Source organism: Shewanella frigidimarina (assembly GCF_003797125.1).
Classification (GTDB): Bacteria; Pseudomonadota; Gammaproteobacteria; order Enterobacterales; family Shewanellaceae; genus Shewanella; species Shewanella frigidimarina.
This window is the reverse complement of the sequence record NZ_RKKE01000006.1, coordinates 1-16,170: the sequence shown is the minus strand read 5'-3', so window position 1 is coordinate 16,170 and position 16,170 is coordinate 1. Positions and strand designations below refer to the sequence as shown.

At 41.3% G+C, this 16,170-nt stretch carries 13 protein-coding genes; 8 read left to right on the top strand and 5 right to left on the bottom strand.

Features of this window, described 5'->3' with window-relative positions; genetic code table 11:
• Positions 1-191 precede the first annotated feature (191 nt).
• Together EGC86_RS16190 and EGC86_RS16185 are read right to left on the bottom strand one after the other, a co-directional pair.
• Complete coding sequence (locus EGC86_RS16190) at positions 192-683, bottom strand: YchJ family protein (RefSeq protein WP_123778234.1); 492 nt, start codon at positions 681-683, stop codon at positions 192-194.
• Positions 684-687: 4 nt separating this feature from the next.
• Positions 688-1,275 (bottom strand): YybH family protein, encoded by a 588-nt coding sequence (locus EGC86_RS16185; RefSeq protein WP_243638381.1) that lies wholly within the window; start codon positions 1,273-1,275, stop codon positions 688-690.
• Between the two features lie 125 nt (positions 1,276-1,400).
• Here EGC86_RS16185 and smrA point away from each other — a divergent pair, with 125 nt between their 5' ends.
• The gene (smrA, locus tag EGC86_RS16180; RefSeq protein ID WP_123778233.1) at positions 1,401-2,003 is read left to right on the top strand and encodes a DNA endonuclease SmrA; all 603 of its coding nucleotides are present in this window, start codon (positions 1,401-1,403) and stop codon (positions 2,001-2,003) included.
• Positions 2,004-2,213: 210 nt separating this feature from the next.
• On the opposite strand, the gene EGC86_RS16175 is transcribed toward smrA, so the two are convergent.
• Positions 2,214-4,055: a M2 family metallopeptidase gene (locus EGC86_RS16175; protein ID WP_123778232.1), complete on the bottom strand. Its 1,842-nt coding sequence runs from the start codon at positions 4,053-4,055 to the stop codon at positions 2,214-2,216.
• Between the two features lie 195 nt (positions 4,056-4,250).
• Here EGC86_RS16175 and psrA point away from each other — a divergent pair, with 195 nt between their 5' ends.
• Positions 4,251-4,892, top strand: coding sequence for a TetR family transcriptional repressor PsrA (psrA, locus tag EGC86_RS16170; protein ID WP_059744853.1), 642 nt, complete (start codon positions 4,251-4,253; stop codon positions 4,890-4,892).
• 11 nt (positions 4,893-4,903) lie between these two features.
• Positions 4,904-7,180 carry an acyl-CoA dehydrogenase gene (locus tag EGC86_RS16165; protein ID WP_011637351.1) on the top strand — a complete coding sequence of 759 codons (2,277 nt, stop codon included), beginning with the start codon at positions 4,904-4,906 and terminating at the stop codon, positions 7,178-7,180.
• Between the two features lie 277 nt (positions 7,181-7,457).
• Here EGC86_RS16165 and pyk read toward each other — a convergent pair whose 3' ends face one another.
• Both pyk and EGC86_RS16155 read right to left on the bottom strand, forming a co-directional pair.
• Positions 7,458-8,897: a pyruvate kinase gene (gene pyk, locus EGC86_RS16160; RefSeq protein ID WP_123778231.1), complete on the bottom strand. Its 1,440-nt coding sequence runs from the start codon at positions 8,895-8,897 to the stop codon at positions 7,458-7,460.
• 429 nt (positions 8,898-9,326) lie between these two features.
• Complete coding sequence (locus EGC86_RS16155) at positions 9,327-10,181, bottom strand: MurR/RpiR family transcriptional regulator (protein WP_011637353.1); 855 nt, start codon at positions 10,179-10,181, stop codon at positions 9,327-9,329.
• A gap of 337 nt (positions 10,182-10,518) precedes the next feature.
• Between EGC86_RS16155 and zwf the strand changes: the two genes are divergently transcribed.
• From zwf to EGC86_RS16130, 5 genes are all read left to right on the top strand, one after another.
• Complete coding sequence (zwf, locus tag EGC86_RS16150; protein ID WP_011637354.1) at positions 10,519-11,988, top strand: glucose-6-phosphate dehydrogenase; 1,470 nt, start codon at positions 10,519-10,521, stop codon at positions 11,986-11,988.
• 9 nt (positions 11,989-11,997) lie between these two features.
• Entirely contained in the window at positions 11,998-12,696 is a 699-nt protein-coding gene (gene pgl, locus EGC86_RS16145; RefSeq protein WP_123778230.1) for a 6-phosphogluconolactonase, read from the top strand.
• 11 nt (positions 12,697-12,707) lie between these two features.
• A complete protein-coding gene (gene edd / locus EGC86_RS16140) occupies positions 12,708-14,534 on the top strand; it encodes a phosphogluconate dehydratase (RefSeq protein WP_011637356.1) in 1,827 nt (608 codons plus the stop codon).
• A 21-nt stretch (positions 14,535-14,555) separates the two neighbouring features.
• On the top strand, positions 14,556-15,200 hold the full coding sequence (locus EGC86_RS16135) for a bifunctional 4-hydroxy-2-oxoglutarate aldolase/2-dehydro-3-deoxy-phosphogluconate aldolase (protein WP_011637357.1): 645 nt from the start codon (positions 14,556-14,558) through the stop codon (positions 15,198-15,200).
• Positions 15,201-15,468: 268 nt separating this feature from the next.
• The gene (locus EGC86_RS16130; RefSeq protein WP_123778229.1) at positions 15,469-15,981 is read left to right on the top strand and encodes a DUF1993 domain-containing protein; all 513 of its coding nucleotides are present in this window, start codon (positions 15,469-15,471) and stop codon (positions 15,979-15,981) included.
• The last annotated feature ends 189 nt before the right edge of the window (positions 15,982-16,170 follow it).

Below are 16,170 nucleotides of genomic sequence, written 5' to 3'. Positions count from 1 at the left end.
TGGATTCATTGTTTAGTCATAATAGTCCATTGTCGTGCTCATCTTGCTTTGTTTCACATGACTCTGTTACAACCGATTTATTGAACAATCGTGAATTTCGTGATTGTTCAATACCGATATACCAAGCCTGAGCCTGCAATGACATCAATAATCAATAATCAATAATATCCTAGGCATGTTGCGCAGAAATGCTAACGCATAAGCTTAGCGCAACATAGCTTAAATTTTTTGCCACTAGAACAGATACAAGCATCATTTCGGCTAGGTAATGGAGTTTGCATTTGTTGCCCGTGAGTATAAAACCAACAACCATCCTGCTTGATAAAAGACGAACATTCATAAATAGCATCAATGTGTTTATCTTCAATAAACCACGCTTTAAACGTTACTTCACCATGGTCAGACTCTTGTTTAGACGACAACACCTGCAACCCTAACCACTGAACATCACCTTGAGCAAGCTGTTGCTCTGTCAAACCGTGTAAATAGTCAGCATGATGCGTTGTTATCAAGTAATGAAATTGTCTTAACACAAAGGCGCTATATCGCGAACGCATTAAATGCTCTGGTCGTTCTGCTACGGCATGACTCAAATGATAGGGTTTACAACATTTGCTGTAGAGCTGTTTACTGCCACAAGGGCAGAGTGTAGATTTGGTGTTTATTAAATCATTCTTGTTCATCGGGTCATTCTTGTGATGTAGCAGCGATAAATTGTCGACCATAGTAAAGATTTGGTACTGGTTTAGCATCATAGTAAAAATGCGGCGCAGCGTGAGTATTAGAGTCGACACTAATTTTCCACTGTTGCTTACTGTCTTTGGTAAACACAGTCACAAATTTACCCGCAAACTCACTGACCGGTTCGCCTGATTCTTTACCCGGGTGAAAACGTACTAAATAATAACCTATATCGGTTGCACTATTTGGCTCGCTATAACGTACAAGTACACGGAAATCGACTTCAAGCTTGGCATTTTTATGTTTAATTTTATTAAAAAATCGACTGTAAAGATTGAGTATGCTTTCTTTGCCACTAATAATTCCTCTATCTTGTGTTTCAGAAATATACACAGCATCGTCTGTGTATATTTGTTCCATAGCGGATAAATCAAGTTGTTCAAAAGCGTTAGTCAATTTTGTAAAATTAGTATTCAATGTTTGGTGGGGGATCGGCTCTGCGCCATAAACATTCAAAGTGCTTACGCATAGACTCACAGCAAGTAACAATAAAGATAGCCATGGTGTATTCAAAATGGTCAATATTCTTTTCAAGGAATGATTCTCTTTTTATCTAATGTAAATCAAATAATGGCAAGCGATACCGTTAGCATAACTATAAATTATTCATCAACTTTGCTAAAGGATTGAATCTTTACAAAGTATGTAGGAGGTGACATATGTCATTAAGTGATGACGAATTATTTTTACAAGAAATGGCCGATGTGACCCCTCTAAAGTTTGAACATCAGCCAACATCCGCTCAAGTATGGCTTAATCCATTAAGTTTAACAGATGCACAACTAGCAAAGCGAGCGGCTGCTGAACAACATGAGTTGTTACAATTATTACCTACAGAGCCTTTTCTGTTTACTCCAGTTAAGCCGGATGATGTAGTGAGTTACAAAATGGATGGCATTCAAGACGAAGTTTTTAGACTACTCAGACTTGGAAAGTACCGTGTTCACACTGAACTAGACTTACATGAATATCGACTTTTACAGGCACGTGATAGTTTGGTTAATGGTGTGTTGAGTGCTTATGAGCGCGGCGAACGTAATATATTGGTTATTCATGGTAAGGGCTATAAAAGTAAACCTTATCCAGCGTTGATGAAATCCGCGGTTTGTCATTGGTTACGATCTATTGAGCCTGTAATCGCATACCATTCAGCCACTAAACAGAGTGGTGGGGTAGGAGCTGTCTTTGTGATGCTAAAAAAATCACAGCAAAAAAGAATTGAAAATAGCGAGCTGAACAGAAAAGGTCACGGTTCTAGGTAGGTTTTAAGCTAATTAATTATCGGTATAAATAAAAAGACGCCAATTTATATTGACGTCCTTTTTAAGGGTGAATTAATTAGATGATAAAATGCTAGTTTCTGAGTGACCATTTATTTGAGTCAGCTACTGATCCAGCCCCAGCATTTATTAATTCAACCAATCGCTATAACCCTTAGTACATATCATTAGTACAATTGGTCATCACTAGCGTTACCAGCCACACTGGCGATTAGCTTGGGTATTTTGCTCATCTAACCACACTTGCAATGGTGCAAAGTAATCTAATACTGCCTTGGCATCCATTTTATCAGAACCCGTCACAACACTCAGTGCTTCCGGCCAAGGTTTGCTGGCGCCCATTTCGAGCATTTCATTCAACTTAGCCCCAGCTTCTTTATTTCCATAAATGCTACAGCGATGAACTGGGCCGGTGTCTCCTGCAATATCACACAGTGCTTTGTGGAATTGGAACTGCAACACATGTGCTAAGAAATAACGTGTATAAGGAACATTGCCTGGTACATGGTATTTAGCACCAGGATCAAAATCGGCTTCTGTACGTTCAATTGGCGCTTTAACACCTTGGTATTTTTCGCGTAAGTCCCACCAAGCTTGATTATATTGATCAGGTTTAATGCTGCCGTTAAATACTTGCCAGCGCCATTGGTCAATCATTAAACCAAAAGGCATAAAGGCAATTTTATCTAATGCTTGTTTTAACAATAAACCAATGTCTTTTGATGCATCAGGTACAGTTTCGAGTAATCCGATTTTTTGTAAATATTTAGGTGTAATTGATAACGCAATCGTGTCACCAATGGCTTCATGGAAACCATCGTTGGCAGAGTTTTTAAAGATAAACGGTTGATTTTTATAAGCGCGTTGATAGAAGTTATGGCCTAATTCGTGATGAATGACGGTAAAATCTTCAGCGTTTTTCTGGATACACATTTTTATGCGGATATCATCCAGATTATCTAAGTCCCACGCAGATGCATGACACACTACATCACGGTCTTGCGGTTGAACAAACATTGAGCGAGTCCAAAACGATTCTGGCAGCTCGCCAAAGCCAAGTGAAGTGAAGAAACCTTCAGCTTGTTTGACCATTTTAATTTCGTCATAGCCATTTTTAGCTAACAGTTCGGTAACGTTGTATCCGGGATCAGCATCTTTAGGTGCTACGCTGTTATAAATCGTGCCCCATTGCTGAGCCCACATGTTGCCCAATAAATGTGCAGGGATAGGGCCCGTCTTAGGCGCAACATCATCACCGTATTGCTGGTTTAATTCACCACGCACATAACAATGTAATGAATCATATAAAGGCTTAATTTGTGCCCATAGGCGGTCTAATTCGGCAGAGAATGCTTCTGGCTCCATGTCATACTGACTACGCCATAATTCAGATAAGTCGGCGTAACCTAAATCTTGCGCGCCTTGATTGGCTAATTCGACTTCACGTTCAAATAGTGGACGCATTGGTTTTGCTATTTCACGCCAACCTTGCCAAGCTTCTAAAAGTACCGCGGGATCTTTAGACTCCGCCATAAGGTTTGATAGCTCTGGTTGAGTTAAACAGCGACCATCAGCAAAACAATATTTTCCTTTACCATATAGACCGTTGAGTTCAGATGCGATACTCGCAAGTTCTGCGTTCTTAGCTGGGTCTAGCGGGGCAGGTAAAACAAGGCTACTGCGTAAGCTGTTAAGTTTTCTGGCATTAACGGCATCAAGTTCTACATTGGCATATTTTGCCGCTTCTGTTGCATAGCGCACAGATGTTGAAGTGACTTTTTCACCCATTGCGGCAGATAAAGCCGCGGTGTCGTCAGTGATAAAATTGGAATAAATCCATTCCGCACGATTAGCTTCAATCGACAAATCCGCTAAATCGGCTTCTGCTTGGTTAATGAAATTAATTGCTGCAGTGGCATCAATTTTTTCAACTGGAGCGGGAGCAGGCTCTTGAGTGTCATTACAGGCACTTAATCCTAATGCTATTGAGACAATTAGTGCAATTTGAGACGGTCGTTTTAAAGGCAAGTTCATATTGGTTGCATCCTTGTTTTTATTATCGGCGTCAGTGTACCGAAAAATAGCAATCATTGCATATAAGTTAACAATCTGGTGCAGTTGTTACGATTTCTGTTGTCTAGATTAATAAAGAAAGCTGACAATTTCGATTGACATCTGTGCGCTCAATGATTAATTTAAACAGGTGTTTAAATTAATTTGGGTCTGGGAATGGCAAGCCGTACTGATACAAAAACAAGAATACTCGATGCAGCTGAAAAGTTGTTCGCTGAAAGAGGTTTTTCTGAAACGTCGTTACGACTGATCACCAGCAAAGCTGAAGTCAATTTGGCATCTGTTAATTACCATTTTGGTTCGAAAAAAGAATTAATTCGTGCTGTATTAGCAAGATACTTAGATGTGTTTATGCCAAGCGCCGCGATAGAGATTAAACGTATACATCATGCGCCTGAAAATGCGTCACTAAATGAGATTTTTTCTGCTTTAATTAAACCGTTACTTGAGCTTAATAAAGTACGCAACGGCGGCACGATTATTTTCTTGCAGTTGTTAGGTCGTGGTTATATTGAAAGCCAAGGTCATTTACGCTGGTTTATTACCACACATTATGGCGAACATTTAGCGACGTTCGTACAAGCTGTATCGGCAAGTGCACCACACATTCCTGCGGCAGAAATGTTCTGGCGTTTGCATTTTACTCTAGGAACTATAGTGTTCACTATGGCTTCTGCAGATGCACTAAATGAAATTGCTGCAGCAGATTATGGCGAACACAACAATATTGAAGCCATTATACGTAAAGTTATCCCCTACATGGCAGCAGGTGTTGCTGTCCCTGTGTTAACAAACTAAGAAGGTATAAAATGAGTATCGTCATATTGCTAGTTATAGCGATCATTGTCCTCTTTGGCGTGCGTAATATCAGGATGCAATTTATCACGCGTCCAGTATTTTCGTTCTTCAAAAAAGTGTTGCCTCCTTTGTCGACTACCGAGAAAGAAGCAATGGAAGCGGGTGATGTTTGGTGGGAAGGTGAGTTATTCCGCGGAAAACCAAACTGGAATACCTTACATAGTTACGGTAAACCAACCTTAAGTGCAGATGAACAAGACTTTCTTGATAATCAAGTTAACACCGCATTAACCATGATTGACGATTTTGATATCGTCCATAACCGTAAAGATCTCCCGCCAGAGTTATGGCAATATTTTAAAGAACAAGGCTTCTTCGCATTAATCATTCCTAAAAAGTACGGTGGACGCGAGTTTTCAGCTTATGCAAACTCAACAATTGTAGCCAAAATTGCCACGCGTAGTGTCAGTGCAGCCGTGACTGTAATGGTACCTAACTCTTTAGGCCCTGGTGAGTTGTTGACACATTACGGTACTCAAGAGCAAAAGGAGCGTTGGTTACCTTCGCTTGCTGTTGGTAAAGACATTCCCTGTTTTGCGCTTACAGGCCCAGAAGCGGGCAGTGACGCTGGTGCAATACCCGATATCGGTGTTGTTTGCCTGCGCGAATTTGAAGGCGAAGAGACATTAGGCTTAAGCCTAACGTGGAACAAACGCTATATTACCTTAGCGCCAGTTGCTACTGTACTCGGTTTAGCGTTCCAAATGCGCGATCCAGATGGTTTACTCGGTGACGTTAAAAACATTGGCATAACGTGCGCGTTGATCCCAACTGACCATAAAGGTGTTGAGATTGGTCGTCGTCATAACCCATTAATGATGGCGTTTATGAACGGTACAACAAGTGGTGAAGATGTATTTATTCCATTAGATTGGATTATTGGTGGCCCACAGTTTGCCGGTAAAGGCTGGCGTATGCTGGTTGAATGCTTGTCTGCAGGACGTGGTATCTCATTACCTGCTCTGGCAACCGCATCGGGCCACGTGTGTACCAAAACGACCACAGCCTACAGTTATGTTCGTCAGCAGTTTGGTATGCCTATTGGTCTGTTTGAAGGTGTACAAGAAGCGATGGCGCGTATTATCGCCAATACTTACCAGCTTGAAGCTGCACGACGTTTAACCACACAAGGTATCGACCTAAAAGTTAAACCTTCTGTGGTGACTGCAATTGCAAAATACCACATGACAGAGCTAGGCCGTGATGTGTTAGAAGATGCAATGGACATTCAGTCTGGTAAAGGTATTCAGTTAGGACCTAAAAACTATTTAGGTCATGCTTATATGGCAACACCTATTTCAATTACCGTTGAAGGTGCAAACATCCTCACTCGTTCATTGATGATTTTTGGTCAAGGTGCAACCCGTTGTCATCCATATGTTTTGGCTGAAATGGAAGCCGCTGCAATGGAAGATGAAACTTCTGCATTAGATCGTTTCGATTCATTATTGCTCGGTCACATTGGTTATGCGATGGGTAATGCATTACGTTCATTTGGTAGTGCACTAACAGGCAGCCGTTTTGCCAGTGCACCAGTGAGCGGTCCAACGCAGCAGTATTATCGTGACATGACGCGTATCTCTTCGTCACTTGCCATTATGACTGATTTATCGATGTTAATTATGGGTGGGGATCTTAAGCGTAAAGAAATGATATCTGCACGTATGGGGGATGTACTAAGTCAGTTATATCTTGCATCTGCTACGTTAAAGCTGTTTGAAGATAACGGTCGTCAGCAAGATGATTTACCAGCCGTGCATTATGTGATGACTGAACGTTTACATTTAGCGGCTAAAGCGCTTAATGATGCGATTCGTAATTTCCCGAGTAAAATCGCTGCTGTATTACTACGAGTGTTGATTTTCCCATTAGGTAACCACTTCAATGCACCTAGTGATAAATATGCAGTTGATTTAGTCAAAGGTATGCTTAAGCCTGGACCCGCGCGTGACCGCATTACTTTCCTTTGTGGAGAGTTTGACGGTGACACTAGCGGTATTGCTGAAGTTGAAAGTGCGTTCTTAGCTAAATATGCAGCGAAAGATTTGTATAAGAAGCTTAAGAAAGCACAACGCAGCGGCCATATAAAATCTAAACTTCCTATGCTTGAGTTATTCGACGTGGCATTAGAAAAAGACATTATTACTGAAGCTGAACATAAACAGCTTGTTGAAGCAGACGTATTACGTCTAGCTGCTATCAACGTGAATGACTTTGAAGAACTATAAGCTCCAGTTGATTACCTTGATGTAAATCTTTGATGCAAATTGGCCCTGACTCTGTCGGGGCTTTTTTTATCCATCACCTTATGGTCAGCCGAGTAAGCTGACGAATGATTAAGCGGATAAGCAGGGTACTGTAACAGCTTTGAAGGTCATTTAATTTCGGTATATCGTTAGTGTTCAAAATAACCAATAAAAAAGCCAATCCGAAGATTGGCTTTATCGTTAACGAGATTATCACTGGATGTACGTTAGTGAATGTTGCTCGTTATGTTCGGCTTATTTAAGCAACGATCAACACTTTACAGGTGTTAGTGCCACCGATGGTTTCCATCGCGTCACCTTTAGTCATCAGTACCATATCACCACTGACTAAATAACCTCTGTTCACCATGCAATTTAATGCTTCTTTAGCTAGCTCATCAGCAGGGTATGCCGTTGAGTCAAACTCAATTGGTTGTACACCACGGTACATTGCCATGCTGGCCAATGTCTTTTGATGACGAGATAATGCAAAAATAGGTAAACCAGAGCTGATGCGTGACATTAACTTAGCTGTCGCGCCAGATTCAGTTAACGAAATAATCGCTTTAACACCAGGTAAATGGTTAGCCGCATACATGGTAGAAAGCGCAATCGTTTCTTCAACAGAAGAGAAACGTTGATCCATGCGGTGCTTAGATACATTCACACTTGGGTGTAATTCTGCACCTAAACAAACGTTAGCCATAGCCAAAACAGTTTCTTCAGGGAAGTCACCAGCAGCGGTTTCTGCTGAAAGCATTACCGCATCAGTACCGTCTAACACAGCGTTAGCCACGTCCATGACTTCTGCACGAGTTGGCATTGGGCTAGTAATCATCGATTCCATCATCTGGGTCGCAGTGATCACCGCTTTGTTTAGTTGGCGAGAACGTTCAATTAAGCGTTTTTGTACGGCAACAAGTGCAGCGTCACCAATTTCAACACCCAAATCACCACGTGCTACCATCACTACGTCTGATGCACGGATAACATCATCCATCGCTTCATCGCTTTCAACTGCTTCAGCACGTTCAACTTTAGCAACGATTAGCGCTTTACTGCCTGCTTCAAGTGCTAATGCACGAGCTAAATCTAGATCAGCACCGGTACGTGGGAATGATACTGCTAAATAATCAACATCAATCATGGCTGCTGTTTTAATATCAGCCATGTCTTTTTCAGTAAGGGCAGGAGCTGTTAAACCGCCGCCTTTCTTATTGATGCCTTTGTTATTCGATAACGGGCCTGCAACAGTAACCGTTGTGAAGACTTTGTTGCCTTCAACACGGTCAACTCTTAACTGCACTCGACCATCATCAAGCATTAAGATATCGCCAATGACAACATCATTAGGCAATTCTTTGTAATCAATACCCACTTGAGTTTCGTCGCCTTCGCCTTTTGCTAAGTCAGCATCAAGAATGAAAGTATCGCCCAAGTTAAGTTTGATTTTCTTGTTATCTTTGAAAGTCGAAACACGAATTTTAGGACCTTGTAAATCACCTAAAATAGCAACGTGTTTGCCCAATTCTTTAGCAATTCTACGAGTATCCGTAGCACGCTTTAAATGATCTTCTGGTGAACCATGTGAGAAGTTAAGTCTGACAACGTTAGCACCTGCTGCGATAATTTTACGTAAATTGTCATCGCGGTCAGTTGCTGGCCCAAGTGTGGTAACGATTTTAGTTCTGCGGAACATAAGATACTCCGTTAAGGATAAGAAAGATTTTTTGTTAAATTGAATTTGGTTATTTAAAGTACTCAAACAATATTAGCACTTAAATGATGCAACTATATTAACAGACATTCTGACTAAATGTAGTAAAGTTACCAACAAAATGATCGTTTTTAATATGTAATTTATGTGACAGATCAGCGATTTTTACAATAAAAAAAACCAAACAGACTAATCCGTTTGGCCTCGTGAACAATATTTGATTGCTGTCGATGAAATTTTACGCGATCAAACATAACTGAATTGTGTAATTATTTATCAGTTATCTTGAAAGCTTCATGCAAAACTATCAATTTATAGAGTATAGGCTCTATCGTTACACAGCCTAAAGCGAACAATTTACTCAGTTTAATAATAATCCAGTAAGAGATGTTTATTTCACCGCCCATCAATTTAGATGGTCAAATCCTTGTTCACACGAGATTCTTTCAACACTTCCTTCACACGTTTTAAATTATCACGGAAACGAGGGCCTCTACGTAAGGTAAAGCCTGTTGCCAACACATCTATGGTAACCAATTGTGCTAAGCGCGATGCCATCGGTAAATACATGTCAGTGTCTTCAGGGACTTCCATCGTTACAGGCAGAGTGCACTCATAAGACAATGGTGAATTTCGGGCGGTAATGCCAATCACGGCAGCGCCATTTTCACGCGCAATACGGGCAATTTCAATCAGTGATTTAGTGCGACCTGTATGCGAAATCAATACGACCACGTCACCTTCATTACAGTTAATACAGCTCATACGCTGCATTAACACATCATCGAAACATATCACTGGTACATTAAAACGGAAGAACTTGTTTTGCGCATCGTGGGCTACAGATGCTGATGCGCCAAGGCCAAAAAACGAAATAGTCTTAGCTTGAGTGAGAATATCGACCGCTTTATTTATCGCTGATGTATCTAAACTTTGACGGGCAGTATCGAGCGATGCCATTGAAGATTCGAAGATTTTTGTCGTGTATGACTCTGGCGTGTCATCTTCTTCAACGTGGCGACTAACATAAGGTGTGCCGTTAGCAAGACTTTGAGCCAAATGTAACTTAAAATCAGGGAAACCCTTTGTGTCTAATCGACGACAAAAACGGTTAACCGTTGGTTCACTAACATCAGCCATCTTTGCTAATGTGGCAATACTTGAATGTATAGCTGTTTGCGGTGAGGCTAATATGACTTCGGCAACTTTACGTTCCGATTTACTAAATTGGGTAAGGCTTTTTTGAACCTTTTCAAGGGTATTCATAAGCAAGCATCCGCTAAAAAGTAGCTAAAAGTAGGTAATGTAATTTTATATCATAACTTACAGGAATTACGTGATTTAAGTTATTTATTTACCTTTGACAGTAATCTGTAGTTATTTTTCAAGACATAGATCACGGTAGAATGGTTCTCAAGCCTTGTAATTGGTAGAAAATCATAGCAGATAATAGATACACATGACTAGATTAACAACAATAGAATAAATGCAAATTAAAGATGCAATATTTAAATTCTGTTGTTATATTACAACAAAAGTGTGCTTTTATTCATCGACCGAATTCGAACATGACACACACATATTATTAGGAGAGCTTTCAGCAATGGGCAAATCAATTGGAGCCAAGGCTTGCGACTTCGTACTTTTCGGTACAAAAGGCGATTTAGCTAGGCGTAAATTATTACCTTCTCTATATCAGCTAGACAAAGCAGAGTTACTTGATAAAGAAACCAAGGTAATCGGTGTAGCAAAAGACGCATTTACTCAAGAAGAGTTTGTCGCCCTCGTTACTAAAGCACTAAATACATTTGTTAAAGATGAACTTTGCCCAACCACGTTAGCGCGCTTCCTCAGTCGTTGTCATTATATCGGTACCAATTTTACAGAACCTGAAGGTTACAGTGCCTTCCACGATTTACTTGAACCAAGTAAACGCGTCATGGTGAACTACTTCGCTACACCTCCTTCGATTTTCGGTGCCATATGTCGTTGTTTACATGAACAAGACCTTATTCAATCTGACACCCGTGTTGTGCTCGAAAAGCCGATTGGTACTGATTTAGAATCATCTCATGTGATTAATGACCAAGTGGCTGAATTCTTCAACGAGAACCAAGTTTACCGTATCGACCATTACTTAGGTAAAGAAACAGTACAAAACCTGATTGCTTTACGTTTTGCTAACTCATTGTTTGCCTCTAAGTGGGATAACCGCACGATTGACCATGTACAGATTACTGTAGCTGAAGAAGTGGGGATCGAAGGGCGCTGGGGCTACTTTGATGGCGCAGGCCAAATGCGTGACATGATCCAAAACCATTTATTACAAGTGTTAACTTTGGTTGCGATGGATCCACCTGTCAATTTAGATGCAGATAGTATTCGCGATGAAAAAGTAAAAGTACTTAAGTCACTGCGTCCAATTAACCAAGACAATGTGTATGAAAATACCGTCCGTGGTCAATACAGTGCGGGTTTCTTAAAAGGCTCGCCTGTTCCTGGTTACCTTGAAGAAGACGATGCCAATACACAGTCGAACACTGAAACCTTTGTGGCACTTCGCGTTGATATTGATAATTGGCGTTGGGCTGGTGTGCCATTCTATTTACGTAGTGGCAAGCGTATGCCGTTCAAGAGCAGCGAAATTGTGGTGTATTTTAAAAACCCACCGCATAACTTGTACCGAGCAAGCTTGCGTAATCTTCCACCAAACAAATTGACCATCCGCTTGCAACCTCATGAAGGGGTTGAAATTCAGATGATGAACAAAGTTCCTGGTCTTGAGCAAAAGCAGCGTCTACAAACAACCAAGCTTGATTTAAGTTTCAGTGACACCTTTAAAAATGAACGTATTGCAGATGCATATGAACGTTTGTTATTAGAAGCCATGTTAGGTAATCAAGCCCTGTTTGTTCGTCGTGATGAAGTTGAACAAGCATGGAAATGGGTTGATGGAATTATTCAGTCATGGGAACAAAGTGGCGAAAGACCTAAGCCTTATCCTTGTGGAACATGGGGACCTGTGGCATCGGTTGCATTGATAACCAAAGATGGTCGTTCTTGGGACGAGTAGGGAGCTCACATGATTAAAGATACTGTATTTAAATCGTTCGACACTCCAGCTGATTTAGAAGCTAAATTAGCCGACAAAATTGCTAAGCAATTACAGGATGCTGTCGACACACGTGGTAAAGCCAGCTTGGTGGTATCGGGCGGTTCAACACCGTTGAAATTATTTGAGCTATTAAGCCATAAACTTGTCGATTGGAGTGATGTTTATATTACTTTAGCCGATGAGAGGTGGGTTAATGCTGATGAAAAAGATTCAAATGAAAGATTGGTTCGCGAGCATTTATTGCAAAATAGAGCTGCCAGTGGAAAGTTTCGTGGTTTAAAAAATATGTTCGCAACCCCTGAAGCCGGTTGCGATATGACCAGTGAATCATTGGCTAATTTCCCACGTCCTTTTGATGTGGTGATATTGGGAATGGGTACAGATGGACATACTTGTTCATGGTTCCCTTGCAGTGCAGAACTTGATAATGCATTAACCACTAAGGCTTTGTGTGTTGCGGTCAATCCGACTACGGCTCCACATGCACGTATTAGTTTGTCTAAAGATGCCATTTTAAATAGTCGTCAGATTTATTTGCATCTTGTTGGAGAACCAAAATTAACTGTTTATCATCAGGCTCTTGAGAATGATGATGTTACCCAGATGCCCATTAGAGCAGTATTAGCGCAGCGTAAAACGCCCGTTGATGTGTTCTATAGCGCGTAAGGAGTTTTACCATGCACTCAGTAGTACAAGCCGTCACCGATAGAATTATTGCACGCAGTAAACAGTCTCGTTCAACGTATTTAACAGCGTTAAATGATGCCAAAGCAAAAGGTGTTCATCGCAGCGCCCTAAGTTGTGGCAATTTGGCTCATGGATTTGCGGCCTGCCAGCCAGCGGACAAAGACTCTTTACGTCAACTAACGAAAGCTAATATTGGTATCGTAACTGCATTTAACGACATGTTGTCAGCGCATCAACCATACGAAACGTACCCGAATATGCTTAAGCAAGCATGTGTGGACGTAGGCAGTGTTGCGCAGGTTGCTGCCGGTGTACCTGCTATGTGTGACGGCGTGACCCAAGGTCAACCTGGCATGGAGTTAAGCTTACTGAGTCGTGAAGTCATAGCAATGTCTACTGCGATAGGGTTATCGCACAATATGTTTGATGGTGCGTTACTGCTGGGTATTTGTGACAAAATCGTACCGGGTTTATTAATTGGCGCGTTAAGCTTTGGTCATTTGCCGATGCTATTCGTGCCTGCGGGCCCAATGAAATCGGGTATTCCGAATAAAGAAAAAGCGCGTGTTCGTCAGCAATTTGCTCAAGGGCAAGTTGACCGTGCAGCACTGCTTGAAGCTGAAGCGAAGTCATACCATAGTGCTGGCACATGTACTTTCTATGGTACGGCTAACTCTAACCAGTTAATGCTTGAAATCATGGGCTTACAACTACCTGGTTCATCGTTTGTTAATCCTGACGATCCATTACGTGATGAATTAAGCAAAATGGCCGCTAAACAAGTTTGTCGTTTAACGTCTATGGGCACTCAATATACACCAATTGGTGAAGTGGTATCTGAAAAGTCAGTAGTTAACGGCATTGTGGGTATTCTTGCGACAGGCGGTTCTACTAACCTAACCATGCACATTGTTGCTGCTGCCCGTGCTGCTGGCATTATTGTTAATTGGGACGATTTTTCTGATTTGTCAGATTCAGTGCCATTGTTAGCACGCGTATATCCAAATGGACATGCTGATATTAATCACTTCCACGCTGCTGGCGGCATGGCATTGTTGATTAAAGAGTTACTAGATGGCGGTTTATTGCATGAAGATGTCAATACCGTTGCTGGCTTTGGATTACGTCGTTATACCCAAGAACCTCGTTTGCTTGACGGCGAACTTAAGTGGGTTGACGGTGTGACTGAAAGCTTAGATAAAGAAGTATTAACCCACCTTGCGACGCCGTTCCAAAGCAATGGCGGCTTGAAATTATTGAAAGGTAACTTAGGTCGTGCGGTGATTAAAGTGTCTGCTGTACCTGATACTAATCGTGTGATTGAAGGTCCTGCGATTGTGATTGATGATCAAAACAAACTCGATGCACTATTTCAGGCTGGTGAGCTTGACAGAGATTGTGTTGTGGTTGTTAGAGGTCAAGGCCCTAAAGCTAATGGTATGCCTGAGCTTCATAAGCTCACACCCTATTTAGGCACCTTACAGGACAAAGGTTTTAAAGTGGCATTAGTCACTGATGGCCGTATGTCTGGAGCCTCTGGTAAGGTTCCTGCCGCAATTCATTTAACCCCAGAAGCACTTGATGGTGGTCTGATTGCCAAAGTTGAAAACGGCGATGTGATTCGTGTTGATGCTACAACCGGTGAGTTAACTCTATTTGTTGACGAGAAAACACTTGCAAGCCGAACTGCAGGCAAAGTGGATTTACATCATTCAAGTTATGGCATGGGCCGTGAATTGTTTGGCGCGCTACGTAACAGTTTAAGCAGCCCAGAAACGGGTGCTCGCAGTACTAATGCGATTGATGAATTATATTAAAAATAAAAGGAAGTCGGTTATATGATTGAGCCTAATAATTGGTTGCTTCAACCTCAAGACGTATTTAAACGCAGCCCGGTTGTTCCGGTCATGGTAATTAATAAACTTGAGCATGCAGTGCCTTTAGCTAGAGCATTAGTTGCTGGCGGTATTAGTGTACTTGAAGTTACGCTTCGTACACCTTGCGCCCTTGAAGCGATTGCAAAGATTGCTAAAGAAGTACCTGAAGCACTTGTTGGTGCAGGCACTATTTTAAATGAAGCTCAGCTAAACCAAGCGGTTGCTGCTGGTTCACAGTTTATTATCACTCCTGGTGCAACTGTTGATTTACTAAAAGCAGCCAAGAAAGGCACTGTGCCATTGATCCCCGGTGTGGCTAGTATTTCTGAGATCATGGTGGGTATGGAGTTGGGTTACACTCACTTCAAGTTTTTCCCAGCAGAAGCTTCTGGTGGCGTTAATGCACTGAAATCATTCTCTGGACCATTGTCTGATATTCGTTTCTGTCCAACAGGCGGTATTAGCCCTGCGACTTATAAAGATTACTTAGCACTATCGAATGTTGATTGTATTGGCGGCAGCTGGATAGCACCTACTGATGCAGTAGACAACGAAGAGTGGGATCGCATTACCCAACTGTGTAAAGAAGCGCTTGCTGCACTGTAATCTCTTTATTGTGTGATAATTCAAAAACCAGCATCTGCTGGTTTTTTTTATAAGCATTTACTGGTGTTTTATTATAAACCGTATACTGTTTAGCACATTGATGCCGCTTACTAAAATACTCACTAATCACTATGATATGTGAGATAAACTTTTCCTAGCAGCACCATTCATCGCGATTCCATAAAATGATGATGAATGATTCACACGAATTTATTGATGGTTTAAGTCGATAACAAACCAAGTCCATTTATATTAAGAGGTATTCTCAATGCTTTATGATTTAACGGTTGTACAATTTAGTAAAATGCTTAATAACTTAAGTTCAATCCTTGTCAAAGGTGAAGGCTTTGCAGAAGCTAAAAAAATTGAAATGTCGGTGCTACTTAATTCACGTTTAGCCCCAGATCAATTTAACTTAACTCGCCAAGTGCAAATTGCGTGCGATACAGCCAAATTAGCAGTAGCGCGTTTAACTGGCCAAGAAGATAGTGCGCCAAAACATGAAGATAATGAGACGACATTAGCGGAGCTACAAGCTCGTATCGCTTCTGTTGTCGATTATTTAGCCACGTTTACAGCCGAAGATTTTACTGGTGCAGAAACTCGCAAAATTACTCATCGTCGTTGGGAAGATAAATATCTTACTGGGCGTGATTTTGCTTTGGAACATGCCATTCCTAATATTTATTTCCATGTGACAACTACCTATGCAATTTTGCGCCATAATGGTGTTGAAGTGGGTAAAAAAGATTACTTAGGTGCAATGCCATTTAAGTCGTAAACAACCAAACGTTTATGCATTGATAGCACCATTTTATGGCAACAATAAAGCCAGCATTAGCTTAATGCCGTTCACTTAAGGTGAGCGGCATTTTTTCTTTTTGCGACCGGATAACCATTTTTACTGACTTTTAAGCAGCGCGGGTAACTTCTTTCTCGCTTACCCTCCAACTTAAATTGCTTCGCATTC

Coding starts and splice junctions, on each gene's coding strand:
- EGC86_RS16190 (WP_123778234.1), bottom strand. CDS start 683: ATGAACAAGAATGATTTAATAAACACCAAATCTACACTCTGCCCTTGT.
- smrA (WP_123778233.1), top strand. CDS start 1,401: ATGTCATTAAGTGATGACGAATTATTTTTACAAGAAATGGCCGATGTG.
- EGC86_RS16175 (WP_123778232.1), bottom strand. CDS start 4,055: ATGAACTTGCCTTTAAAACGACCGTCTCAAATTGCACTAATTGTCTCA.
- psrA (WP_059744853.1), top strand. CDS start 4,251: ATGGCAAGCCGTACTGATACAAAAACAAGAATACTCGATGCAGCTGAA.
- EGC86_RS16165 (WP_011637351.1), top strand. CDS start 4,904: ATGAGTATCGTCATATTGCTAGTTATAGCGATCATTGTCCTCTTTGGC.
- pyk (WP_123778231.1), bottom strand. CDS start 8,897: ATGTTCCGCAGAACTAAAATCGTTACCACACTTGGGCCAGCAACTGAC.
- EGC86_RS16155 (WP_011637353.1), bottom strand. CDS start 10,181: ATGAATACCCTTGAAAAGGTTCAAAAAAGCCTTACCCAATTTAGTAAA.
- zwf (WP_011637354.1), top strand. CDS start 10,519: ATGGGCAAATCAATTGGAGCCAAGGCTTGCGACTTCGTACTTTTCGGT.
- pgl (WP_123778230.1), top strand. CDS start 11,998: ATGATTAAAGATACTGTATTTAAATCGTTCGACACTCCAGCTGATTTA.
- edd (WP_011637356.1), top strand. CDS start 12,708: ATGCACTCAGTAGTACAAGCCGTCACCGATAGAATTATTGCACGCAGT.
- EGC86_RS16135 (WP_011637357.1), top strand. CDS start 14,556: ATGATTGAGCCTAATAATTGGTTGCTTCAACCTCAAGACGTATTTAAA.
- EGC86_RS16130 (WP_123778229.1), top strand. CDS start 15,469: ATGCTTTATGATTTAACGGTTGTACAATTTAGTAAAATGCTTAATAAC.